This is a genomic window from Oscillatoria sp. CS-180 (assembly GCF_028330965.1).
Classification (GTDB): domain Bacteria; phylum Cyanobacteriota; class Cyanobacteriia; order Phormidesmidales; family Phormidesmidaceae; genus Halomicronema.
This window is the reverse complement of record NZ_JAQMUB010000100.1, coordinates 77,723-101,470: the sequence shown is the minus strand read 5'-3', so window position 1 is coordinate 101,470 and position 23,748 is coordinate 77,723. Positions and strand designations below refer to the sequence as shown.

Annotated in this window: 27 protein-coding genes; 14 read left to right on the top strand and 13 right to left on the bottom strand. The window is 52.2% G+C overall.

Going from position 1 to position 23,748, the window contains the following annotated elements; all coding sequences use genetic code 11:
• Positions 1 to 72: 72 nt before the first annotated feature.
• A complete protein-coding gene (locus tag PN498_RS27520; protein ID WP_272066669.1) occupies positions 73 to 453 on the top strand; it encodes a hypothetical protein in 381 nt (126 codons plus the stop codon).
• 49 nt (positions 454 to 502) lie between these two features.
• Here PN498_RS27520 and PN498_RS27515 read toward each other — a convergent pair whose 3' ends face one another.
• From PN498_RS27515 to PN498_RS27505, 3 genes are all read right to left on the bottom strand, one after another.
• The gene (locus PN498_RS27515) at positions 503 to 955 is read right to left on the bottom strand and encodes a methyltransferase family protein (protein ID WP_272066668.1); all 453 of its coding nucleotides are present in this window, start codon (positions 953 to 955) and stop codon (positions 503 to 505) included.
• Positions 956 to 1,250: 295 nt separating this feature from the next.
• Positions 1,251 to 2,102, bottom strand: a complete 852-nt coding sequence (locus PN498_RS27510) for a CPBP family intramembrane glutamic endopeptidase (protein ID WP_272066667.1) — start codon at positions 2,100 to 2,102, stop codon at positions 1,251 to 1,253.
• Entirely contained in the window at positions 2,080 to 2,700 is a 621-nt protein-coding gene (locus tag PN498_RS27505; RefSeq protein WP_272066666.1) for a M23 family metallopeptidase, read from the bottom strand. Before PN498_RS27505 ends, PN498_RS27510 begins: the two co-directional genes overlap by 23 nt.
• A 307-nt stretch (positions 2,701 to 3,007) precedes the next feature.
• On the opposite strand from PN498_RS27505, the gene PN498_RS27500 reads away from it, so the two are divergent.
• The 3 genes from PN498_RS27500 (at position 3,008) to PN498_RS27490 (ending at position 7,286) form a co-directional block, all read left to right on the top strand.
• The gene (locus PN498_RS27500; RefSeq protein WP_272066665.1) at positions 3,008 to 4,144 is read left to right on the top strand and encodes a M23 family metallopeptidase; all 1,137 of its coding nucleotides are present in this window, start codon (positions 3,008 to 3,010) and stop codon (positions 4,142 to 4,144) included.
• A 157-nt stretch (positions 4,145 to 4,301) separates the two neighbouring features.
• On the top strand, positions 4,302 to 6,254 hold the full coding sequence (locus PN498_RS27495) for a heavy metal translocating P-type ATPase (protein ID WP_272066664.1): 1,953 nt from the start codon (positions 4,302 to 4,304) through the stop codon (positions 6,252 to 6,254).
• Entirely contained in the window at positions 6,255 to 7,286 is a 1,032-nt protein-coding gene (locus tag PN498_RS27490; protein WP_272066663.1) for a sodium:calcium antiporter, read from the top strand.
• On the opposite strand, the gene PN498_RS27485 is transcribed toward PN498_RS27490, so the two are convergent.
• The gene (locus PN498_RS27485; protein WP_272066662.1) at positions 7,287 to 7,472 is read right to left on the bottom strand and encodes a hypothetical protein; all 186 of its coding nucleotides are present in this window, start codon (positions 7,470 to 7,472) and stop codon (positions 7,287 to 7,289) included. It lies immediately after the preceding gene.
• A 117-nt stretch (positions 7,473 to 7,589) separates the two neighbouring features.
• On the opposite strand from PN498_RS27485, the gene PN498_RS27480 reads away from it, so the two are divergent.
• From PN498_RS27480 to PN498_RS27470, 3 genes are read left to right on the top strand one after another with little or no spacing between them, the layout of a single operon-like run.
• On the top strand, positions 7,590 to 8,252 hold the full coding sequence (locus PN498_RS27480) for a hypothetical protein (protein ID WP_272066661.1): 663 nt from the start codon (positions 7,590 to 7,592) through the stop codon (positions 8,250 to 8,252).
• A 5-nt stretch (positions 8,253 to 8,257) separates the two neighbouring features.
• Complete coding sequence (locus tag PN498_RS27475; protein WP_272066660.1) at positions 8,258 to 9,178, top strand: vitamin K epoxide reductase family protein; 921 nt, start codon at positions 8,258 to 8,260, stop codon at positions 9,176 to 9,178.
• 17 nt (positions 9,179 to 9,195) lie between these two features.
• Positions 9,196 to 10,308, top strand: a complete 1,113-nt coding sequence (locus tag PN498_RS27470) for a tetratricopeptide repeat protein (RefSeq protein ID WP_272066659.1) — start codon at positions 9,196 to 9,198, stop codon at positions 10,306 to 10,308.
• A gap of 15 nt (positions 10,309 to 10,323) precedes the next feature.
• Here PN498_RS27470 and PN498_RS27465 read toward each other — a convergent pair whose 3' ends face one another.
• The 9 genes from PN498_RS27465 to PN498_RS27425 all read right to left on the bottom strand — a co-directional run bounded on the left by PN498_RS27465 (position 10,324) and on the right by PN498_RS27425 (position 17,789).
• On the bottom strand, positions 10,324 to 10,860 hold the full coding sequence (locus PN498_RS27465) for a Rieske 2Fe-2S domain-containing protein (RefSeq protein ID WP_272066658.1): 537 nt from the start codon (positions 10,858 to 10,860) through the stop codon (positions 10,324 to 10,326).
• Between the two features lie 14 nt (positions 10,861 to 10,874).
• Positions 10,875 to 11,582, bottom strand: coding sequence for a TVP38/TMEM64 family protein (locus PN498_RS27460; RefSeq protein WP_272066657.1), 708 nt, complete (start codon positions 11,580 to 11,582; stop codon positions 10,875 to 10,877).
• A complete protein-coding gene (locus PN498_RS27455) occupies positions 11,582 to 11,809 on the bottom strand; it encodes a DUF2933 domain-containing protein (protein WP_272066656.1) in 228 nt (75 codons plus the stop codon). Before PN498_RS27455 ends, PN498_RS27460 begins: the two co-directional genes overlap by 1 nt.
• A 53-nt stretch (positions 11,810 to 11,862) precedes the next feature.
• Positions 11,863 to 12,399 (bottom strand): GNAT family N-acetyltransferase, encoded by a 537-nt coding sequence (locus PN498_RS27450; protein WP_272066655.1) that lies wholly within the window; start codon positions 12,397 to 12,399, stop codon positions 11,863 to 11,865.
• A gap of 102 nt (positions 12,400 to 12,501) precedes the next feature.
• Positions 12,502 to 13,965 (bottom strand): multicopper oxidase family protein, encoded by a 1,464-nt coding sequence (locus PN498_RS27445; protein WP_272066654.1) that lies wholly within the window; start codon positions 13,963 to 13,965, stop codon positions 12,502 to 12,504.
• 57 nt (positions 13,966 to 14,022) lie between these two features.
• Complete coding sequence (locus PN498_RS27440; protein WP_272066653.1) at positions 14,023 to 14,589, bottom strand: cupredoxin domain-containing protein; 567 nt, start codon at positions 14,587 to 14,589, stop codon at positions 14,023 to 14,025.
• A 183-nt stretch (positions 14,590 to 14,772) separates the two neighbouring features.
• Positions 14,773 to 17,031 (bottom strand): heavy metal translocating P-type ATPase, encoded by a 2,259-nt coding sequence (locus PN498_RS27435; RefSeq protein WP_272066652.1) that lies wholly within the window; start codon positions 17,029 to 17,031, stop codon positions 14,773 to 14,775.
• 10 nt (positions 17,032 to 17,041) lie between these two features.
• Complete coding sequence (locus tag PN498_RS27430; protein WP_272066651.1) at positions 17,042 to 17,236, bottom strand: heavy-metal-associated domain-containing protein; 195 nt, start codon at positions 17,234 to 17,236, stop codon at positions 17,042 to 17,044.
• A gap of 172 nt (positions 17,237 to 17,408) precedes the next feature.
• Complete coding sequence (locus PN498_RS27425) at positions 17,409 to 17,789, bottom strand: hypothetical protein (protein ID WP_272066650.1); 381 nt, start codon at positions 17,787 to 17,789, stop codon at positions 17,409 to 17,411.
• 316 nt (positions 17,790 to 18,105) lie between these two features.
• On the opposite strand from PN498_RS27425, the gene PN498_RS27420 reads away from it, so the two are divergent.
• From PN498_RS27420 to PN498_RS27390, 7 genes are all read left to right on the top strand, one after another.
• A complete protein-coding gene (locus tag PN498_RS27420) occupies positions 18,106 to 18,450 on the top strand; it encodes a four-helix bundle copper-binding protein (protein WP_272066649.1) in 345 nt (114 codons plus the stop codon).
• 28 nt (positions 18,451 to 18,478) lie between these two features.
• Positions 18,479 to 18,856 (top strand): hypothetical protein, encoded by a 378-nt coding sequence (locus PN498_RS27415; RefSeq protein WP_272066648.1) that lies wholly within the window; start codon positions 18,479 to 18,481, stop codon positions 18,854 to 18,856.
• Positions 18,857 to 18,965: 109 nt separating this feature from the next.
• On the top strand, positions 18,966 to 19,544 hold the full coding sequence (locus tag PN498_RS27410) for a DUF305 domain-containing protein (protein ID WP_272066647.1): 579 nt from the start codon (positions 18,966 to 18,968) through the stop codon (positions 19,542 to 19,544).
• A 48-nt stretch (positions 19,545 to 19,592) separates the two neighbouring features.
• Complete coding sequence (locus PN498_RS27405) at positions 19,593 to 20,411, top strand: glutaredoxin (protein ID WP_272066646.1); 819 nt, start codon at positions 19,593 to 19,595, stop codon at positions 20,409 to 20,411.
• Positions 20,412 to 20,490: 79 nt separating this feature from the next.
• On the top strand, positions 20,491 to 21,576 hold the full coding sequence (locus PN498_RS27400; protein WP_272066645.1) for a potassium channel family protein: 1,086 nt from the start codon (positions 20,491 to 20,493) through the stop codon (positions 21,574 to 21,576).
• 133 nt (positions 21,577 to 21,709) lie between these two features.
• Entirely contained in the window at positions 21,710 to 22,171 is a 462-nt protein-coding gene (locus PN498_RS27395; protein ID WP_272066644.1) for a protein tyrosine phosphatase family protein, read from the top strand.
• 33 nt (positions 22,172 to 22,204) lie between these two features.
• Positions 22,205 to 23,593, top strand: coding sequence for an MBL fold metallo-hydrolase (locus tag PN498_RS27390; RefSeq protein ID WP_272066643.1), 1,389 nt, complete (start codon positions 22,205 to 22,207; stop codon positions 23,591 to 23,593).
• The last annotated feature ends 155 nt before the right edge of the window (positions 23,594 to 23,748 follow it).

Sequence of the window (23,748 nt, the reverse complement as noted above, 5' to 3'; positions counted from 1 at the left end):
AGTGATAACCCAAACGGCTAAAATTATGAAAGAATTATGAAAAGTCTTTAGGGATTCCACCCCTTCCTCGCTATGCTACATTTGCGCTCATTCTTTCAGGCCCTTGGGAACCGTTTCCCCATTTTGCAAAAGCTCTTCGGCGTGGGGTGGAAGGTCGTACTGACAGAAGCGCTGATTGAAATCCCGTTTACGATTCTGGAGTCATCGTTCTTGATGCGATTTCTATTCGGTGTGACCCTGGGATTGACCCTTTGGCAATACCTCGTCATCGCAGCCGCCCTCTATATACTGATCGAGTTGGGGCGGTGGACATTTTCGCGTTTTGTCACCAGGTCTAACGACTATCGGTTCTGGAAGCATGAACTGGAAATGCTGCAAATTCTGCTCGGTTGGCTCAGTCAGCTCCGAAGAACAAACAAAAACAGGCACTTGCACGGGAAAGAGGAACACTAACTCTAGAACAGTTTCGTGGCCTGGATTGCGTCTGTTGTCCGAAAACCCTCTACAGCCATCGACGTACCGACGCCATGTAGTCAGCGAAGAGGCTCCCGAATCTTTGTAGCAGTGCCTGCTCCTCCGGCTTGATCTGAAACTGGGTCAGATAGAGCACACAAACCAGCACCAGTAGGACGGCTCCTACATTAGACAGGAAGGTAGCCCAACCCATCAATCCTAGAACAAATCCGACATACATCGGATTACGCGTAAACCGATAGAGACCAGTGGAAACGATGGTAGTCGCTGCCGCTGGGACCATCGGGTTAACTGTGGTTTGATGCCGACGAAAAGCAGCCACTCCAGCCAGGCTAATCGCACCACCCAACAAAGTAAGTACGATTGCTATGACCAGCCGCCCAGGAACCAGCCAAGTCAGCCCCGGCAGTAGGCGGGTCACGGCCACCATCAGTGCAGCAAATACGACAATTACAGCCACTGGTGGGACTTTAAGATTCATAGATAGCAGCACTCTAGAAAACTGGGGGCGATGTCTACAGGCCAGCAAATTAACGAGTTTGCTGAGCCTCGTATATAGCTCCACCAAAAGCTAGGAAGAGCCCGATGTAATTGTCTGTGACTGTCATTAATAGCTGGCAAAGATGAGCTGTTGTGCCAGCTAACCGCCTCAGCTAGCCCAACTCCAATGACAAAAGCAATCACTCGATAACTTAGACGATACCAACTCGTAGCTAACTGATGTAGGGCTTTTGCCGTATGCATTTTCCGCTCCTCTGGCTTGATCTGAAACTGGGTCAAATTTCGCCATCCACCTGTCGTAATAGTGCTGCTATGACGGACAAAAATACTACTCCTACAGCTCCAGCTAAGGGATTCTGGTTAATTCCGGTGACCCAGTTGGGCACTACCTGGGTGTAGCTAGCCAAGTCCCCCACATCCACCAGGTAATATCCCCATACCAGTCCTCCATGCAGACCAATGGCTAGGCCCAATCTGCCTTGAGTACGCTGGCGAGCCCATCCCAGCGTCAGTCCTAGCAGCAACAATCCGGGAAAACTCGGCAGCTCATTCACAATAGCCTGCCAGGGCTTGATGAAATGGAGCGCAGCGTAGACAAAACTGCTAGCCCACAGCGCCCTTGAAAAGCCCCAGTCATAGCGCAACTCATCCAGCAGCCAACCACGAAACACAAGTTCCTCAGCCAGACTGACTCCCAAGCCAACGAGGAAGCCTTCAAGCAGGATACGCCAGAAGGCTAGTGGCAGCACCTGCCACCGCAGCCAGCCTAGCCAGCCTTCTATTCCAAAGAGCAGCCCTAGGCTCACTACCCCGATAACAATGCCAGTCAATAGCTCCCGCCAGTTCTGAGCTGATTTAACCAGGCCGTGCGCCTGCAAGGGTTTTGAATGGTGGTGTACTCGTTTACCCCAGATCTGAAGATCCAACACAAAAAGGCCATACAGCAAAACCAACGGCACCACACTTAAAAATGTCGTTGTGCCGAACCACAGGTAAAGTGGGAGCGCGATCGGCACCCAGACCAGCGCTAAAACTACTAAAAACCCAATCACCCGAATAGGAGCAGCAGAGATAGAAAGTTGGCTGACTAACCGGCGAAACTGGTCAACCTGCTTGCTGGGCTTCATACATGGCCCTCAATACCAGACCAGGGTCAACCCATTCACCATTAAATTTCAGCATCCAATGCAGATGCGGCCCAGTGGTGCGTCCGGTCATGCCCACACGGCCCAGTCGTTCTCCAGTGGGCAACTCTTGCCCCTGCTCATAGCGGATGCTGCCATCTGGATCAACCAAATACCGCCTGCCGTTCGAGACTTCAACCCAACCGCTCATATGACAGTAGCGATGTTCCCACTGTCCAGATTGAATGACGGCAGACGTGCCACAACTCGTATGATCAGATATCTCGATCACTTTGCCGCTCCACCAGTTGCGTACATAGCTACCCTGCGGGGCTGCCATGTCGAGGCCGTAGTGAAACTGAGAGCCACCGCCGCCAGTGGGGGAGGTGCGGTAGCCAAAAGCAGATGTGTAAGCCTGAAAGTTTTCGACTGGAAAAGAGGCTTGTTGCCATAGAGCAATGCTTTCGGCCTGAGCAAAAGCAGGTTGAGACAGTGTTGACAGGTTTAGGACACCCACCAAAGCAATGCCTAGAGCAAAGAAAATGCTGCGCATGAGCCAGCCCTGACGCCAGCACAAAGGCAGATCTATCCGTCTATTCATCTGGGTTACACTCCTCACCGTTGGGGTCAGCGACTAAAGGTCTGCCGAATTATGCCTTAGAACAGGCTGCATGGTGTAACGCCTGAATAATATTTCAGATTTTCAGGTGATTTTGCATTTCACAAGTTATGCTTTTTATGAACAGAGTTGCCGTATCTGAGTAGCTGCCGGAGTGGTGCTTAGGGCTACAAACTTAAAGCATCGGTATGAAATCAGTATGAAATCAAAGTCGCTTTTTGGTAAATCGAACGCTTCTAACTATTTTTCTAGATTCGAACGAGTATGTTCGCTAGGGAGCCTTGGATTATTGAGTGGTTTAGTTCTGGCGACACTTCCAGTCTGGGCTGAAGCTGAGATGGAAATTGAGACTCCAGCTGTGGTCGAAGCCCCAACTTCAACCACGCCTAGCCTCCCGATTGAATCTGCAGACAGTAACCCGGTGGAAACCTCGGCAGAAGCGCTATTGCGCCCTCAGGTTACTACGGCCCCAACTGTGGAAACGGATCTGTCTGAACCTGAGTTCGTAGATGAAGCCTCACCCCTCAGTACGCCACGCTCTGAGGCTCAAGCACCTGTAGAGTTCAACACCAACTTCATTGACCCAACTGACTATAGTCTCGGGGCAACGCCGTCGCCTGACAGTCCCTCGCTGGTGTTTCTTGAGCGCTCTACAAGCTGCCAATTTACCGCAGAGGGCGGAGAAGTTCTGAAGCGTAGCTGTGGTGAGGCTTTGCAGGCTAGCGATGGAGAATACCCAGCAGTAAGTCAGCCATCAGGAAGTCATCGAGAAACTAGGGTTTCCCACGAACCTGGTACTGTTGGCGAACTAACTGTTATAAGCCGTGAGGCCTTAAATGATAAGCTACGCCCCTTAAGCCTATTGAGAAGAGGCGCAGAAGAATTTATTTTTCCACTCTCGATTCCAGCACCGATTACGTCTTTGTTTGGCTGGCGCAACCATCCCATTTTTCAGGAACGTCGCTTTCATGCTGGGGTTGACTTAGCAGCTCCCGAAGGCACTCCGGTCCTTGCAGCCAAAGATGGCGAGGTGATTACTGCCGACTATCTGGGGGGATATGGCTTAACTGTGATGCTGCGCCACGAGAATGGCACCCAAGAAACCCGCTATCCTCACCTGTCTCAGATCCTGGTACGTCCTGGGGAGCAAATTAAGCAGGGCGAGGTTGTTGGCTTGGTCGGTAGCACTGGCAACTCTACTGGGCCACATTTGCACTTTGAGCTCCGTGAATTAACGGCTCAGGGATGGGTGCTGATTGATCCAAACGACTTGATGAATTACGCCACAGCTAATTTAGTGGATGTTCTCAACAGCCCTCTACAAGCCCTTGGCATCTCTCAAAAGCCTGATCAGAGTTCATCCTCAACTCTCGTTGAAGGTGAATTGGAATTACCTCATCGACCAGCCCAACCCAACGCTAGTTGAGTTTTGTACGAACCTAGAATCTAAGATAATGGCCGTCTAGATAGCCATTACAGTGCTCTACAGGAATGTTCCGCTGCAGAATATCTTGAGTTATATGGTTTAATATCTGAATAGTATTTCAGATATTCAGTCAACACCTGATAGGAGTGAACTTCCTATGGCCGAGTCTCATGTTCACAAGGGCTGCTGTGGCCACGATCAAAGCCATAGCCACAATCACGACCACGACCATGATCATGGCTCAGGCGAGTTCAGCCTGAGGAAAGCATTGACGCCGATCGCCATTTCCACAGTCCTCTTTTTGATTGGGCTAATTTTCAATGAGCCGCTGCACAATACCCCCTTTGCCATTGCTGAATACGCCGTCCTCATTCCGGCTTACCTCATCAGCGGTTGGAGTGTGCTGACCACTGCTGGACGCAATATCCTGCGGGGTCGGGTGTTTGACGAGAACTTTCTGATGACGATTGCGACCTTGGGGGCGATCGCCATTCACGAAATTCCTGAAGGTGTCGCGGTGATGCTGTTTTTCCAGATTGGGGAACTGTTTCAGGACTACGCCGTGGGGCGATCGCGTCGTTCCATCAAAGCCCTGCTGGAGGTGCGGCCTGACACTGCCAATCTAAAGGTGAACGGCGACGTGCAGGAAGTGTCGCCAGAATCCGTCAGCGTGGGAGATGTGATTTTGGTGCGGCCTGGGGAAAAAGTGCCGCTAGATGGCGACATTCTGGAAGGCAAATCTCAGGTAGATACCTCTGCCCTAACGGGAGAATCGGTGCCGCGTACCGTCACAACTGGGGAAACTGTGCTGGCAGGCATGATTAATCAGTCAGGAGCGCTAACAGTACAGGTTACTAAGCTCTTCGGCGAATCCTCCATTTCCCGAATCTTGGAGCTGGTGGAAAACGCCAGCAGTAAAAAAGCCGATACCGAAAAATTCATTACCCGCTTTGCCCGCTACTACACGCCAGTAGTAGTGATTCTTTCCCTCGCTGTGGCGATTCTACCGCCGCTGTTGATTGCCGGGGCATCCCAGGCCGAGTGGACCTACCGAGCGCTGGTGCTGCTGGTGATTTCCTGCCCTTGCGGTCTGGTGATCAGCATTCCCCTGGGGTATTTCGGTGGCGTCGGGGGGGCGGCTAAGCGCGGCATTCTGGTGAAAGGATCGACGTTTCTAGACGCCCTCACCCAGGTGAAAACCGTCGTTTTTGACAAGACGGGTACCCTCACCCAAGGCAATTTTCGGGTGACTGATGTGGTCACCCATAACGGTTTGAGCCAGCCTCAACTGCTGGAGCTAGCCGCCCAGGTCGAATCGCAGTCCAATCATCCGGTAGCTCAATCCATTCGCCAAGCTTACGGTCAATCCATCGATACCTCTGGTGTTGAAGGCTATGAAGAAATTTCGGGCCACGGTATTCGGGCTCAGGTCAATGGCCGTACGGTGCTGGCCGGGAACGATCGGCTGCTGCACCGAGAAAATATTCCTCACGATGTCTGCACCGTAGATGGCACCGTTGCCCACGTTGCGGTGGATGGTACTTACAGCGGACGGATTCTGATTGCAGATGAGCTGAAGGAAGATGCGGCTGAGGCGATTCGCACCCTACATGCTCAGGGGATTGAGACGGCGATGCTCACTGGGGATAGCCAATCTGTGGCTGACAGCATTGCCCGCAAACTGGGTCTGGATCAGTATCGGGCTGAACTCCTGCCAGAAGATAAGGTCGATGCGCTAGAAGAGTTCCTCAATCGTGCCGGTCAAGGCAAAGTAGCTTTTGTCGGTGATGGCATCAACGATGCTCCCGTCATTGCCCGCGCCGATGTGGGGATGGCGATGGGCGGGCTGGGGTCTGATGCGGCGATTGAAACTGCTGACGTGGTGATTATGACCGATGCTCCCTCTAAGGTGGCCGAGGCGATTCAGATTGCCCACAAGACCCTCCGCATCGTTTGGCAAAATATCATTCTGGCGATGGCGGTCAAAGGCATCTTTATTGCCCTGGGGGCGATCGGCATTGCTACTCTCTGGGAGGCAGTATTTGCTGATGTAGGCGTAGCGCTGCTGGCGATTCTGAACGCTGGTCGCATTATCCGCAATCCACAGTAGATGATGAGTACTTGGCTATGGGGAGCGGTACTGATTGCTGCTGTTTGGGCGGCCCACTGGGGAGCAGAGCAATTGGGCGAACCGTTGGGAAAATTGAGATCGCGCTGGGGGCTGACTCAGGTAGCGGGAGCAGCGTTAGTAGGCATTGCCGCTGCCAGTCCTGAGATTGGCATTAACGCAACCAGTGCTCTCAAACGGGTGGCAGACATCGGTTTAGGCACAATGCTGGGGTCAAACATCATCGCTATTCCAATGGTGGTGACGACCGCCTACATCGCCTCCCGTCAGCCCCAGCTTGGAAAACCCAATCAGGCCGAAGCGGGAGAAGACCAGGAAGCCCATACGAGACACCGGCAGCAGCGGTTTATGCGGATTGAACGAGACGCCGTAACAGTGCAGGCCATTCCTTACATCGCCATTGTGGCGGTGGTAGCGCTGCTCGCCCTACCAGCTCCCTGGCGAGGACTACAGCCCATTGATGGTTGGATCATGCTGGCAGTGTACGGCGCTTACTTGGCTCAAGCCATTTTCAGGGGGCGTCAACCTGGACAGGCAACTCAGTGGAGTCAGGAGGAAATAGCCATTGCGATCGCAGGCATTCTGGCCCTAGCGATTGGCGCTTATTCCACCGTCACCGCGACAGAAAACATCGTCGCGGCGATAGGAATTTCTGAAATCATTGGTGGACTTTTTATTACTGCCCCGATGGCGATGCTGCCGGAGCTGTTTGCGACCTGGAGCATTACCCGCAGCGGCCAAATTACAGCAGCAACCGCCAGCGTCATCGGCGACCATGCCGTCACCATGACCGTCGCGTTTTTCCCCCTCGCCCTTGCCACCGTTTCCATCAGCAACCTGCCACTATTTATCACCAATCTGGTATTTGTGGCGCTGGTGCCAACGGCGTATGCGGTCTTCATCCACTGGGGCACTCCAGAGCATGGCTTTGCCCTTTGGCAGGTGCTAGCTCTAGACAGTTTGGTTTTGATCTACCTGGTGATCGTGCTCTGGGGAGTCCTCAATGGTATTTAACTACCAGCAACCACCATGCCCGCCATGTTCACCACGATGGGTTCCACCGTGATGCCAGACCATCACCGTATCAGTGATTTCTGGAGAGTTGGTAACGGTTGGGTTGACCTGGCTCCATGCGATCGCTGGAACAACCAGTACCAGTCCAGTTGCCAACGCTGTACTAATCAAAGAAGTCCGTTTCATCAGAGCCCCCTTGTTACTAAGTATTTATACCCTGATCCTAGCTCTCCTCTTCCAGCCCAAACCTGCTATTTACAGGATTTCACACTCGTTGTTGTGCTTAGAAAATCTCTTTAAAGCATGTCTGCTTCCCTTCAAATCTTGCTGGGCACTCTGGCGCTGAGTTTGATTCATGCCCTAATTCCCAGTCACTGGCTACCACTCGTGACGGTCGGTAAAGCCGAAGGCTGGTCTCGTCCAGAAACTCTTTGGATTACTGCCGTGACCGGCTTGGCTCACACTGCCAGTACGCTCTTGATTGGGGTAGTCGTCGGATTGCTGGGCTATCAACTGGACTATAACTACGAACTTGTGACCCCTCTGGTGGCTCCGATAGTGCTCATTGGATTGGGCCTGGTTTACCTCAGCCACCCCCTGCGGCAACGCTTCTCGTCAGAGTCTGCTCAGCCTGACCATGCCCCTGTAGCGGCGATCGCAGGCAATTCTGACCGCAGTAAATGGGCGGTTGTCGTGACTCTGGCCACCGCCATGTTTTTCTCTCCTTTCATCGGGATCGGCGCATTTTACCTATCAGCAGGGGCGTTGGGATGGTTTGGCATTGCTCTCGTTTCTGGAGTGTATTTATTGGTGACCGTGCTCGGCATGGTGCTGATAGTGAACTGGAGTTGGCATAGAGCTGAACAGTTTTCTGCTGCCATCCCCACCTGGAACCTCAGCGGCCATGCTCTAACCGGGGCAGTGCTGGTGATTTTAGGGTTTGTAACGTTGTTTATTGATATTTAGAACTTATGCCACGCAAAAAAGCTACTCCTTGGATTCATCGCTATGCCCGCCCCCTGATGGCTGGGTTAGCGGCTGTGGGTGCTGTTGTTACCGCTTACTTAAGCATCAATAAGCTCACAGGTAGTTCTACTACCTGCCCTACCAAAGGCTGCGATATTGTCCTGTCTAGTCCCTACGCCACGGTGTTTGGGCAGCCTTTGGCGCTCTTTGGATTTCTGGCTTACGTGGGCATGATTGGGCTGGCGATCGCCCCGCTTCTCGTTCGGGGAACTGACCAGAAAGAGCTGCGAGCTAACCTCACCCGCTGGACCCAACCGCTACTTTTCATTGGCGGCACCGCCATGATGGTGTTTAGTGGTTATTTGATGTATCTCCTTACCGCCGAAATCAAGGCCGTTTGCCTCTACTGTGTCGGGTCGGCGTTGCTATCAACCGGGCTGTTTCTGCTGGCGCTGATTGGACAAGACTGGTCAGATTTATCCCAGCCTTTTTTCACTGGCATCATCACAGCCGTAGTCATTTTGGTTGGTACTCTCGGCCTTTATGCCAATGTCAACAATCCAGCCACTGCAACGGATGCGAATGGACAACCCAGCATTGAAGTGACTACCGAGTCTGGACCGGCTGAAATCGCCCTGGCTCAACACCTAGCTGATACAGGCGCAATCTTCTACGGAGCCTGGTGGTGCCCTCATTGCCACGACCAAAAGCAGCTATTTGGTAAAGCAGCAGCTCAAACCATTCCCTATATTGAATGCTCCAAGCCCGACGGACAGAGCCAGACTTCAGAATGCCAGGACGCAGGCATTACTGGCTATCCCACCTGGGAAATCAACGGTGAACGGTTATCGGGGACTCAAACCCTAGAAGAATTAGCCCAGCTCACCGGCTACAAAGGCCCAACGAATTTTCAAAATTCTATCTAGTTCAGAGGAGAGAAACTTTGAGACGCACGAGTCATCTACTCAATCAATTAGCCGTAGTCATGGGGAGCCTTTTGGTTTTTACATCCCCGGTTTTGGCCCATACCCCTGGGCAATCGCTGAGTGATCAGTCCCGACTCAATGAACTGGCCGATTTATTAGAGTCTGGAAAAGAACTGGTTGAGTCAGGCAGCCTGACAGAGGCGCTATCCCGCTATCAGCACGCCGCGAGTTTAGATAGCGAAAATCCAAAAATCTTTTCTGCGATCGGCTACTTGCAGGCTCGCCAAGGCAACTTTCAGGAGTCCGTGGCTGCGTTTCAAACAGCCCTGGAATTAGATCCAGAAAATCTGCCGTTTCTCTTTGGCTTAGCTTATTCCCAAAGCCAGCTAGAGGCTTATGAAGCAACCGCCAACACCTACCGCCAGATCCTGCGTTTACAGCCTGATAATTTAGACGCTCAGCTCGGACTAGGGGCGATGTTGTTTCAACTCGCAGCCTTTGAAGAGGCGTCAGAGGTTTATGCCAACATTTTGGCAGACGATCCAGAAAATCTACAGGCCACCGAATCTTTAGGGCTAATTCTGCTGCAACAGGGAGAGATTGAAGCAGCGATTACCGCTTTAGAACACGCGGCTGAACTCGCTCCTCAGGCCAGCCAAATTCAAATGAATTTAGGCATTGCCTATCTCCAAGAAGATGATATTGCGTCCGCTCTAATTGCCTTTGAAGCAGCGGCTGTAGGCGACCCTCGGAATGCCGATATTCGTATGCAAATTGGCTATATCCTCTGGCAGCAGGGTAATCTAGATGCCGCCATTGAGAGCTATCAGCAGGCTGTTCGGTTAGAGCCTGATTCAGTCATGGCCCATGATGCGATCGCCGATCTCTACTTTGAGCAGCAAGATGTTTTGATGACGATTGTCGCTCATCGTGAATTGCTAGAACTCGCTCCTGATCATGCCTCTGGGTACTATCACCTGGCCATTGCACTAGAAGCACGAGGTCGTACTACAGAGGCGATTGAAGCCCTTCAAAGAGCCAAAACTTTACTCTTAGAGCAGGGAAATGAAGCGGATATTCAGGTGATTGATGACCTGCTTCAAGAGCTTGAAACTTCGTGGCTCAGCTAGGTTCCACTAACCCGGCTAGCTTCGGGGATTGGCCTCAGGCGACTGATCGACTAAACCGATACGATCCTGGTTGGTTGCCACCGCAATTAACCTGAGCGGATCCCTGGCAGGGCCATTCACCACATTACCGAGAGCGTCGAAACGGGAGCCGTGACAGGGGCAAATAAACGTCTGTTCGTCGGCGTTCCAGTCAACGGTACAGCCCAAATGAGTGCATTTGGCGCTAATGCCATAGGATGCCAGCTCTGGCCCATTAGTAATTGCCAGGTAGGTCAAATTCTCCAGACCTTCGGCGGGAATGCGATCGCCCGCGCGGCTCTGACTCAGCAGCGCCTCTAAGGAGTAGGCTTCGCCATCGGGAACGGTAGCTTCCACACCAGGGAGATAGTTTTCACAGCGAGAATTGTAGGGATACTCTAAACAGAACTGATCAAGATCGAGTTCTTTAGTCGCCGCTGTGGCGGCAGCATGGCTAGCGGCAACCCAGTGAAACCCGAGTACGGTGGAAGCACTCCCGATCGCGTATTGAAAGAAGCGACGGCGATTTAACATAATCCCCTCGTAGACTAATCAACGATGTGAATGATGTCCTGCAAGCCAAACCAGTTGTAGCGGCGAATTCCCCAGGGCAGCAGTATCAGCAGGATAACGAACACGACAGATAAGACGATGCCTAGAGGCAGTCCGACGGTAAACGACTGTCCCACATAGGTCAGCAACAGCGTAGATGGAAGCATCCCGAAAAAGGTTGACGAAGCATATATTGGCAGAGAAAGGTTCGTGAGCCCAGCCCCATAGCTGACTAAATCAAATGACAAAACGGGCAGCAACCGTGTGACAAAAATGATGCCGCCCAGCAGCCATTCTCCTCGGTCTTTCGAAAAGTAGACCGCTTTGCCTGTCAGCGCCTTGACGGCTGAACGCCCTAGGCTGCGGCCAACAAAGTAAGCGATCAAGCCACCTAAAAACCCCCCTGCCACGCTATAGATAGCTGCCGGAATCGCACCCCATACAGCCCCAGCCGCCACAGTGAGCGGCGCACCCGGAATCGGACTAATCACCACGGCCAGCGCAATGATGGCGATGTAGGCCAAGATGCCCCAAATGCCTGTGCCGTCGATGAGTTGTCTAAGGCCCTCAGGGGTCAGCGGATTCGTGTCAGCTTGGCGGGAAACCCAGATATACACGAGGAGGGAAAGCCCGAGCACCCCAAGGGCAATTAAATTTTGTCGCTGCCATAGCGATCGCAACCGCCGCTGCCGTTTTCGAGACATTATTCTTCGTTGTTACTGGAAGACTGGGAATGGCGACTGCCATGATTATGCATTGCACCATGCATGAATAAGTGCATTAACGGACAAAGCAGCAGGAATAGATAAGGGGCAAAGGCTGGTAAACCCGTCCAGAATTGAGCGATCGCAACAACTGCAAACAAGCCGAGACAAAACAACAATCCTAGTCCTACCGGTGATTTCCAAATTCGATTGGCTTTTTTCAGCATGACTAACAAACTCCTGAAACATATTCGGATAATAATTAGCACTTTGTTCCTACTTAGCTAAGCAGCACAGGACGCAGCAGGACGCAGCAATTTCGAGTTTCTAGTCCCAACTTAAAAGGACAATTTCCAACCTGATTGAATCCCCATCGATTAAAGAAAGCTTGAGCCCGCTCATTTCGTTCTCCAACCTTGAGCCAGAGAGTTTCAAACCCGTTTTCTACTGCATAATTCAAACAGGCCTGAATCAAGCTCGAACCATGGCCTTTGCGAAGCTCACGGTGTTCCACAAATAGTTGAGCCAGCTCTACTGGTTTTGAAACAGTTTCAACAATGGGGACGGAAGAGTTGCCAACTAGATGCGCATATCCGATCGGTTGATGACTTAATGACGGATTGTTATAAGCTAAAAAAAAGATTGATTCTGGCCTTGACAAGTTATCTTCAATTTGCACTGTCGAGAATGTTTCCTCTAAATATTGCCTGACATCCGCAGGATCATACTCTGAGGCAAACGTATCGGAGAAAGTACGTCTACTTAAGTCAGTCAGAATATCAATATCGCTCCAGTTGGCTTGTCTAATGTTGTCCATGTTTTCTATTGAGATGCGTTGGAACCGCTGTCTAAAAGTCGGGACTGTCTGAAAAATTATTTAGCTTCCTTAAACTCATAGATGGAGCCGAATTTCCCCAAATTAAACCTGCTGAATATCCAAAACTCCCATCATGCCCCGGTCTTCGTGATCGAGGACATGACAGTGATAGACCGTTTTACCGGCATAGTCGCGGAAGGGGATGCGCAGGCGAACGCTCTCACCGGGACTCACCGACACCACATCTTTCCACGCGGCATAGGGCTCAGGCTGACCGTTGCGGCTGAGCACCTGAAACTTATTGATGTGAACGTGGAAAGGATGGGCCATTGTCCCTGTGTTGATGATTTCCCAGTCTTCGACGGTGTTGAGCGACACCTGAGTATCGATGCGGTCATGGTCGAAGGCTTTGCCGTTAATCAAAAACACCATACCCATGCCGTGATTGAGGGTGAACTGGCGGGTCGTTTGGGGCTCAGGCAGAGAATCTATGGCGATGAGTTGATCGGGCAACGGGAGTGGCTCGGTGCTGCCGTTGTAGGCCAGGGTCGCGACGGTTTCGGTAGTACTGCGATTTTGCGAACCGCCCATCATGCCGCCACCCATCATGCCGCCGCCCATCATTCCCTGGGCAGGGTTGAAGGGCTGGTTGAGCAGGCGATACTGGCCGGGGTCGCGGTCGGCTTTGACGAGAACCTCAACCCGTTCGCCGGGAGCTAGCACCAGGTCGTTGAGTTCAACGGGAGCTGCGATCGCCCCGCCATCAGTGGCAATCAGGTAAAACGGATGCTCCTCCAGCGACAGCTGGAAGAAGCGCGATGTTGACGCATTCAGCAGCCGCAACCGCAGCAGTCCCCCTTGAGGGATCTCCAGCGATGGATTGAACTGCCCATTGACGGTTAGGAGATCGCCGATGCGCCCGGTCATCTGAGCCATATGACCGGGATTGGGAATATTGCCGCTGCGGTCCAGGGCAAAGTCTTTGAGGACGAGAAATGCCTCCTGCGCCGCTTGGATTTCGGGGATTTCGTCCAGCTCGCTGCGCACCACAAACAGCCCAGCCAACCCGCCAAACAGTTGTTCTGCCACCAGCCCGTGGTAGTGGGGGTGATACCAGAAGGTGCCAGCGGGATGGTTTTGAGGAATTTGGAACTCGTAGGTATGGCTTTCACCGGGCGGGATTTCGAGAAAGACGTTGTCCCCAGAGCCGGTGGGGGGAATATGGAGGCCGTGATAGTGGAGATTGGTGGGCTGGCTCAGCCGATTGGTGAAGTGAATCTGCACCGTGTCGCCGGGGTTGGCCTCCAGATGCGGGCCGGGAACCTGACCGTTGTAGGTGAGCAGGTTGGCGTTGCGGCTGCCCAGCTTCACCCTTTGCTCCTCAGCCACCAGATCGAAGCTGAGCAGTCCGCCTTCACTGCTGTAAACCGCAGCCTGGGCCAAGGCCGAACTCGGCGCAGAGGATGGTGATGCTCCTCGGGAGCACTGCGATAGCAGCACTGCCCCTGTCGCTCCCAGGCTTAATCCCAAAAATTCTCGTCGCCGTATTGTTTTCGTGACTGTCATGAAACTGCTGTAGAACTGGAAGTTGAAACACCAAAGCAGAAGATTCGGATGTCTCAATCAAGGGGATTTGGCTGCTGTTGCCAAATCGGTAGAGTTGGTTTTCATCGAGTCTTCCACAACCTCGACGGTGCCTCGGAACATATTCATGCCGCAGGCAAATTCATACCGTCCAGGTTCATCAGGGGTGAACTCGATCGCGGTAGTTTGATTTACCGGCAGGGCTTTAGCGATGCGAAAGTCCGGGAGGCGAACCTCTTCTAGGCAGCTACTGGGGTCAGTCCGATGGAAGTTGAGCCGCACGGGTAAACCCGCTTGCACCACTATTTGGTTTGGGTCGTAACCGCCATCTACCTCAATCGTGATTTCCTGCATGCCGTCTTGGGCCTTGGCTTGACTCGACTTGGATTGACTGAAGACAAACCACCAAAGCTCTAGCCCGATTAACCCTAAACCACCTGTCGTGACTAAGGCTTTTGTCCACAGCGGCTGTTCAATCCGGCGAAATCCACCGTTAGACTCAGACATCGACTCATGGGTCATTTGAGCCGGAGAGCCAGTAGCCACAGCAAGAAGCAGCCCCACACTGGTCAAGCTACTCAAGGCTAGTTTGTGAAAACAACGCATGGTAGACCTCCTAAGCTAGCTAACGATGCCAAAGATGATGAAATTGCCCAGAATGCCGGAAAGGGCTCCGAGTAAGAAGCCGACGCCGACGAGCAGGGTGAAGAAGGAGAGGGGGTAGGTCATGGTCAGGATCCTTTAGGGGATGGGGGGATGGGGGGATGCGGAGACAGGGGGAGAGGAGTTTTAAGTCTGAATTTTGGGGCGGAAGTTACGGAGTCGTAGGGCGTTGGTGACCACTGACACGGAACTGAAGGCCATGGCTGCGCCCGCGATGACAGGGTTGAGCAGCCAGCCCAATAACGGGTAGAGGATACCGGCAGCAATGGGAATACCGGCGACGTTGTAGATGAAGGCAAAGAACAGGTTTTGGCGAATGTTGCGAATGGTGGCGCGGGAAAGTTGAATCGCCGTCACAATGCCCCACAGGTCGCCGGAAATTAGCGTGATATCACTAGCGGCGATCGCTACATCGGTGCCCGTTCCAATAGCCATCCCCACATCGGCTTGGGCGAGGGCCGGGGCATCGTTGATGCCGTCGCCCACCATGGCCACGAGCTTGCCTTCTTGCTGTAGGGCCAGCACCTGATCGGCTTTTTGGTCGGGGCGCACCTCCGCCATGACTCGTTGAATGTTCACCTCACGGGCAATCACCTCAGCGGTGCGTCGGTTGTCGCCTGTGAGCATGACGACCTCCAGCCCCATTTTTTGCAGAGCGCGAATGGCATTGGCAGAGGAGGGTTTAACGGCATCGGCAATGCCCATAATGGCCTCTACTTGCTCTTCCACTACCAGCCAGATAGCGGTTTTTCCTTCAGACTCTAGCCGATCCCATTCTGGTTTCAGGCGTTGGGTATCGATACCCAGTTCATCTAGCCAGCGGTGGGTGCCGATCTGCACCCATTTCCCTTCTACCTGGCCCCGAACACCGCTCCCGGCTACAGCTTCAAATCCTGCTGGGTCTACCAGGGTTGCCCCCTGCCTTTGGGCGTACTGCACAACTGCTTCTGCTAAGGGGTGCTCAGAGTTTTGCTCCAGGGAACCTGCCAGCTTCAGCAAGGCTAGTTCGTTACTATTGGCGGTGCCCCTAACGGTAATGTAGTCGGTAACGGTGGGCTGTCCCTGCGTCACGGTGCCGGTCTTATCCAGCACGATGGTTTGAATCTTATGGGCCAGCTCCAGGCTATCGGCCCCTTTGATCAGAATGCCGTTTTCGGCTCCTTTTCCGGTTCCCACCATGATGGAGGTGGGGGTTGCCAACCCTAAGGCGCAGGGACAGGCCAGAATCAGCACCCCCACAGTGGTGATCAGAGCCATGCTGACGTTGCCCATGACGTTGAACCAGGTGACAAAGGTGAGAATGGCGATCGCAATCACCGCTGGGACAAACCAGCCCGTGACGCGATCGGCCAATCGTTGAATCGGCGCTTTGGAGCCCTGGGCCTGCTGCACGAGTTTGACGATCTGAGCCAGGAAGGTATCTTTGCCCACCCGGGTCGCTCGAAACTTAAAGCTCCCCGTCTTGTTGAGGGTAGCTCCAATCACCTCATCGCCCACCTGCTTCTGCACCGGAATACTCTCACCGGTCACCATTGCCTCATCCAAGGTCGAGGAGCCCTCAATGATTTCCCCATCGACCGGCACCTTTTCCCCCGGTCTAACGAGCACTGTGTCTCCCAAAACTACTTCGGAAATGGGGACATCAATGGGTTCACCCTGGCGGATCACCCGCGCTGTTTTCGCCTGTAGCCCCATCAGCTTGCGAATCGCTTCCGAGGTCTGTCCTTTAGCCCGGTTTTCGAGCAGATTGCCTAGCAAAATCAGGGCGATGATGATGGCCGCAATCTCAAAGTACACATCGGGTCGCAGCCCCTGATCGATAAACCATTGGGGGTACACTGTCGGGAACAGCGAGTACAGGTAGGCAGTGCCAGTACCCACCGCCACCAGCGTATCCATAGTGGCCGAGTGGTGTTTTAGAGCTTTCCAGGTGTTGATGAAAAAATCACTCCCGGCCCACACCATTACGGGTAAGGTCAGCACTAACTGCAGCCAGGGGTTGTGCATCCAGGCAGGGATCAGCGGTATTTCTAACCCCGTCATCATAGGCAACGCTGCAATCACGAGGACAATACTCATCACCATACTAAAGATGACTTTGCGCTTCAGCTCTCGGTCTCGTGCGGCTCGCTCGCGTCGCTCAGCGTCGTCTTCAGCCGCCAAGGGATCGTCATCAATTGGCTGGGCTCCATAGCCCGCCGCATCAACCGCTGATTGGATATCGGCAGCGCTTACCCGGTTAGCGTCGTAGGCCACCACGGCTTGTTCGGCCCCAAAGTTGACGCTACAGGTCTCGACGCCGGGAACGGAGCGGATGGCCGATTCGATGTTGCTGGCGCAAGACGCACAGCTCATGCCGCGTAGCTTAAAGGTTTGACTATCCATGGGGGCATCCTCACGCGATTGTGTATCCTGCCGTGGCAATGGCGCTTTTGATGTCGGCTTCTGATGCCTCGGTAATGATGTTGACCCGCTTGGTCTTCGGATCAGCAACAACCTGAGCTGTGACATCCACAGAGTGGACGGCTTTGGTCACAGTTCCGGCGCAGGCAGAACAGGCGAGGTCGGGAACATGCAAATCAAGTGTCATCACAAACCCTCCAATATCAATGATGGTTCTATTTTGAGGTCTCTAGTTGGCTGAAGGGTCAAGAGGGGGACGGTAGAAGTTTGCACGTCTGCAGAAAATGAGCGCAGGGCGTAGATTTCGCTATGCCCCGCAGTAGCGACGATGCGCTGACAGATGACATTTGAGCCAGCTACTAGGGTGTGTCCGTCTCTTCGGCTTGATCGGTGATTGTTCGCAACTGCCCCATCAAAGCTTGCATCTCTTCAACCATGCGAGCATGGTGCTCCATCATGTAGGGACGAAACTCCGCCATTTGTTCAGGAGTCAGGGTGGACATGAGCTGCTGCATCTCGCCCATCAGCTCCAGCATTTCGCCTGACATCTGCATGGGCATGCCTTGGTGAGGCATCTGTTCTGACTCCATCATGCCTTCTGAGGCAGGTTCTTGCTCCAAATCTGATTCCTGCGGCATACCTTGACTAAAGGCAGGAGTAGTCAGTCCGCCCACAATCCCTACTCCGAACAAAGCAATCAGGGCGATCTCTGAACTTGCTTTTTTCAAAAACTCTATCATCGTCATTCCCTTAAAATCCAATCTTTTAACTTGCCACAACTAAAGTCTCTAAGATATTCGCAAAGTATTCGCGACAAGAAGGTTGCAGCACATGAGCTATAACAGCGCTAATTAGCTTACAGATAAACTATGAAATGGCGATGAAATATGAGCAATTTCTAGTTTGCTGTTGGAAGTCAAATAGTCTATTACAGAATTATGAAATCAGGATGAAATAGCTTTAATCCCTAGGACTGAAATGCGGCTTATTACCATTGATAGGTGTGGAAGCAATTGTTTTCTTAGTACGAATTAGCTATCGTTGCTGGAGAAAATTATGCTTTTGAATCATGAAAAATATCAGTCAAGCTTTGATAAAGCGATGGCTTGTGCTGTGGAGTGCGAACACTGTGCCGAAGCCTGCATGGGCAATCCAGATATGGTGAAATGTGCCCGCATGTGTCTAGACACAGGAGAAACCTGCAGAAGCCTAGCCACGCTTATGGTGCGTGGCTCCTATGCAATCGCTCCGTTAGCAAATGCCTGCGCCGAAATTTGCGAGGCCTGCGCTAGTGAGTGTGAAAAGTACGACATGGAGCATTGTAAGAAGTGCGCTCAAGCTTGTCGCACAGCAGCCGAAGCCTATCGCAAGATTGCAGGCGTAGGCGCAGTCGCTGCTTAGGTTTCACTAGGACTTGGGAAGTGGAAAAATGTCATATGCCTCCAGAGGCTCTACAGATCATGGTAGAGCCTCACTAACCACGACCTTAACTGACAACCACCGGCCTAGCCTGCGGCTAGAAGCTGCTGGAGTGAAAGATAGCTCCCCCTCTGAAAGAACTTTTCAGGAGATTCAAACTGATGCTGCAGGAGAGGTAGTAACGGCTTTTCCATCTGTTGCTGTAGCCGTAGCAGCACTTATTCCGGCGATCGTGCTCTTTGTAGGAATCGCCGTTTTGCTGAAATCTCAGAAGTGGCGACAGTTTCAGTCATTGCGTCCTCTCAGGCAGGTTTCACCGTGCAAGCGGTGCCAATTTTTTCACGACAATGTTATCTCAAGTGTGCTGTTCATCCTACCAGCGTACTAATTTTAGAAGCCAGAGCGTGTAAAGATTACTGACCTTTAGATTACTAACACGCACTTCAAAACAGACTTTTCAGTCTGGTTTTTTACCTCATTAATTCACGTAGAGAGCAATGAATACTCAGCAAAGTGCAATTTCAAGCCACGCAGATTCGGAGCATTCCAAAGGAATGTCCAGTAGTTACGTCAAATTCTTCGCAATGATTGGCACCTCAATCGTTGTGATGTTTTTCTTGATGTACCTGCATTCTTATGAGATTCTTGGTCACGCTTGGTTTAGCGAAACCAGGGCTTATATGGCACTCATCATGGGTGCTGCGATGATGGTGATTATGCTCCTGTACATGCTGAATATGTATAAGAGCAAGAAAGCAAATGTTGCCATTTTTCTAAGCGCTATTGTGCTGTTTGGCGCATCGCTATGGCTGGTACGGAGTCAAATCACCGTGAGCGATGTGGACTGGATGGAAGGCATGATTCCCCACCATTCCATCGCGATTTTGACCAGTGAGCGGGCTCAAATTAAGGATGTCCGGGTGCGCGAATTGGCAGACGAAATCATTGAAGCTCAACGCCGCGAGATTAAAGAGATGGAATGGCTGATTTCTGATATTCGAGAGAATGGCTTAGTTACCACTCAAGATGAGCTAGACGGGCGAGAAATGCCGGAATTTTCCCCCACGCCCGAATAGATATCGACGCCTTTTTGCTTACCTCATATCAATCGAAAGGAGAATTCTGTGACTGCTACCCAGCCAAAAGCACTAGAAACTAACCAGACTGTTCGCGTTTACCGAATGTCAATGCCGGAGCATGAGTGTCCTTGGGGGCTGCGGGCGGTCAATTTGCTGAACGAAAAGAATATCGAGTTTGAAGACCATCGATTGACCTCTAGAGGGGAGGTTGACGCGTTCAAAGCGGAGCATAATGTTTCGGCTACACCGCAGATTTTCTTTGGCGACGATCGCATTGGCGGCTATACCGACCTAGCGGACTACTTTGACGTTGAGGCTGAGAAAGCTGAGTATTCCTACACGCCAGTGATTGCTCTATTTTCGACCGCCGCGTTAATTTCACTGGCTGCGTCTCTGGGAACCGCTGGCTTCATGGGAGTTTCGCTGTCGATGCTAGCTTCGCTCAAGCTGATGGATTTGGAATCCTTCGTTGAAAGCTTTGAGAAATATGACCTGATTACTCAGCGCGTGAAACCTTTTGGCAGGGCGTTTCCTTTTCTTGAATTACTGCTAGGGTTGGGATTTCTATCAGGCGTGGCTCCGATCGCAACGGGAATTGGTTCACTGCTGTTGGGGACAAGCGGTGCCGTTTCGGTATTCAAAGCCGTCTATATTGACAAGCTAGAGCTCAACTGTGCCTGTGTAGGGGGGAATTCGAGCGCCCCTCTAGGTGTCGTCAGTTTTTTAGAAAACGCCATCATGATTGTGATGGGAGCCGTGTTGCTAGTGTCTGCAACAACGTCGGATACGGCTAGGCTCGAAGGACAAAGGGAAATTGCCGTAGAACCGCAGCGGCTTGAACTGCTGCGGTCTGCAAAGGACTGACGGAGATGCCGGTTTGAAAGCGAGCATCCTTCTTCTGCTCACACTGATCAGTTCTCCGTAGGGGTATCTTCAACCACACATGCTCGCTCAAATTCTAGGCATTGGAATCATTCTTGTTGCCCTTATCGATGTCTATTTGACGGTGCTCTATCCCCGCACCCACAAAAGTGTTATGAGCCTAAAGCTCTGCAAAAGTACGTGGGAGATATTTCGATATCTGTCTCGCGTACCGATTAGGGGGAGCGACAAGATTTTGTCCTACTGCGGGCCAACCTTGTTGATTTTGATTGTTTTTATCTGGGTGTGCAGCTTAATTTTGGGGTTTGCCTTGCTGATTTGGCCGACTTTGGGGAGTGGCATTCAGGCCAGCCAGGGTCAAACACCCACTGATTTCTCGACCGCGCTTTACTACAGCGGTTTTACCTTAACGACATTAGGAGTTGGGGATCTCGTCCCAAAAACGAATCTCTGGAAGTTGATTACGATTCTTGAGTCAGCGGTTGGTTTTTCCGTTTTTACCGCGTCGCTGACCTACTTATTGTCTGTCTACAGCGCCCTTACTAGGCGTAACACCTTTGCGTTGAGCCTCTTTCATCGCTCAGGCAGCGAAGCTGATGCTGGATTATTCTTGGCCCAACTCAAGGGCTACGATCGCTTTGAAACGGCTTTTGAAGACATTTCCAGCATCAGCCGCGATTTGCTGTTTCTTTTAGAATCGCATCATGCCTATCCCATCCTGCACTATTTTCGCTTTCAGGAAGTGCAGTATTCTCTAGCCCGCATCGCTCTAGTCAGCCTTGACTTGGCAACATTAATCAAAACCGCCCTGCATCCTCAAGAGTACGGGCCGTTTATTAATTCTTCTGCTGTTAACGAACTAGAAAGTAGCGGACTTGACCTGCTGTTTCAGCTCTCAGATTCTTTTTTAGGACAGGACAAACTTGATCAACCTGCATTTGAGAAAGAGTGGCGATCGCGCTATTTACGAGCAAGTTCGCTGCTCCAAAGTTATGACGTCAAAACCGTCCCGGATTTGGCAATAGGCGCAGATAAATATGTTGCGCGTCGCAGACAGTGGAATGGGGTTGTCCTGGCATTTGCAAACTACATGGACTATCGCTGGAGTAATATTGTCAATCCTGAAGCCGAAAAATTTAAAGAATAGGAAGCTGCCGCAGAACAAACCGGCGAAGAGTTTCTGGGAGAGTTTTTGCCATCTAGAAGTACAAAATTCACAGTGTGAAAAGCCTGGATAAAGGTATCCAAACTTGAAAACATTTAGCTGAGAAAGATAGACCATGGAAGGTATCAAAACGATCACGCCTGAAATAGCTGTTGCAGACAGCCAGTTAACTCCTGAGCAAATTCATCAAGCTGCTCAGGCAGGATTTCGTTCCATCTTAAATTTGCGATCGCCCCAGGAAGAAGGCGCACCAGCCGAGGAACAGGCTCAGGTTGAACAGGCCGGATTGACCTATGCCAACATTCCGGTCAAACCCAGCGACATCAGTGACGAGCTAACCGACCAGGTACTGCAAACCATTGATGATTTGCCCAAACCCGTATTGACTCACTGCAAGAGTGGTATGCGTTCCGGAGCCATGGCGCTGATGTACGTAGCCACCCGCAATGGCATGAGCTCTGATGCTGCCCTCCAAAAAGGCAAGGAAAATGGCTTCGACTGCGATGCCCATCCCCAAATGAAACAGTTTTTCATCCACTACATCGACAGCCATACCGAAACGAATGCCTCTGTGTGAGTACGCTCAATTGACTAAATTCTGACTAAAGCAATGTTTTTTAAACAGTTCTACCTTGAAAGCCTGGGCCACGCCTCCTACCTGATTGGCTCTGAAGAAACCGGCGAAGCGCTGGTGCTCGACGTGCGCCGGGATGTTGATACCTATTTTGAGACGGCCCAACACCAGGGCATGCAGATCAAGTACGCCGCCGATACCCACCAGCACAACGACTACCTCACTGGCATTTGCGAATTGCCCGAGCGGGGTGACGTGCAGCTCATCGGCAGTGCCCGCGCCGAATTGGGCTACAGCGTTAAAGGCATGGGGGACGGCGATCGCTTAGAGATGGGCGAAATTGTGTTTGAGGCGATGCAAACGCCAGGCCATACGCCAGAACACATGAGCTTCCTCGTCACTGATCGAGGGCGCGGCGACGAGCCGGTGCTGCTGTTGTCTGGGGGAGCCCTGCTCGTGGATGATGTGGGTCGTCCCGACCTGCTGGGGTCGGATGAAGACATTCGCCGCCATGCTGGGCAGCTCTGCCAAACCCTCCAGGAAAAAATTCTCAAGTTGCCGGATTACGTCGAAGTCTATCCCACCCATGTAGCCGGTTCCCTTTGTGGCGGCAGCATCGGTAGCCGTCTCTCAACCACCATCGGCTACGAACGCCGCATGAACCAGATGCTGGCAAATCTGGCGTCCCAGGATGAATTTACCCAGCAGTGCATGGATTTGTCGGAGCTGCCTACCGTACCGCCCTACTGGCCTCGGATGCGCCAAGCCAATCAGCAGGGACCGGCGCTTTTGGGCGTGCTAGCTGATCCACCGCCACTCACCGTCAAGCAGTTTGAGCAATTACAGAAAGACGGTGCCCTGGTGGTTGACTGCCGCTCTCCTGAAGCTTTTGCCAGCCACATTCCGGGGGCCATTAACGTGGCTCTCAGCTCGTCGTTTGCGACCTGGGCCGGGTCGGTGCTGCCGCCGGATGTGCCGCTGACTTTGGTGCTAGAGCGCTCCAGCGATCTGTGGGAGGTCTGCTGGCAGCTGCTTCGTATTGGTTATGATTTACCAAAAGGCTGGTTGGCTGGCGGCATGAAAGCCTGGCGCACAGCGGCTCGCGAGATTGATCTTTTACCACTATGGAGTGTTCATACGCTGCAAGAACAGATGCAGCGCACTGATGATTTGTTCGTGCTAGATGTGCGCCAGCAGGGAGAGTGGAATCGCGGGCACATTCAAGGTGCCACCTTTATCACCGGCGCTGAACTACCCAAACGCCTGGATGAAGTGCCCCGCGATCTCCCCGTTGCGGTGGTCTGTGGCAGCGGCTACCGAGCCTCCGTCGCGGCTAGTTTACTCCAGCATCATGGACGGGAAAGCGTTGCCAATGTTTTAGGCGGCATGAGCGCTTGGAAGCAGGCTAATTACGAAACCGTTTGATGTAGGTGAACGGAGTTTTCAGTTTCTCACTATAAGTGGGGGCATAGCAGGATGGTCTTGCCAACACCTAAACATCAAAGAAAAATCAAGCAATCTTAAGAACCTTTGCCAGTAGAAGGTGTTTCATCCCGATTTCATACTCACCTACGAGCCTT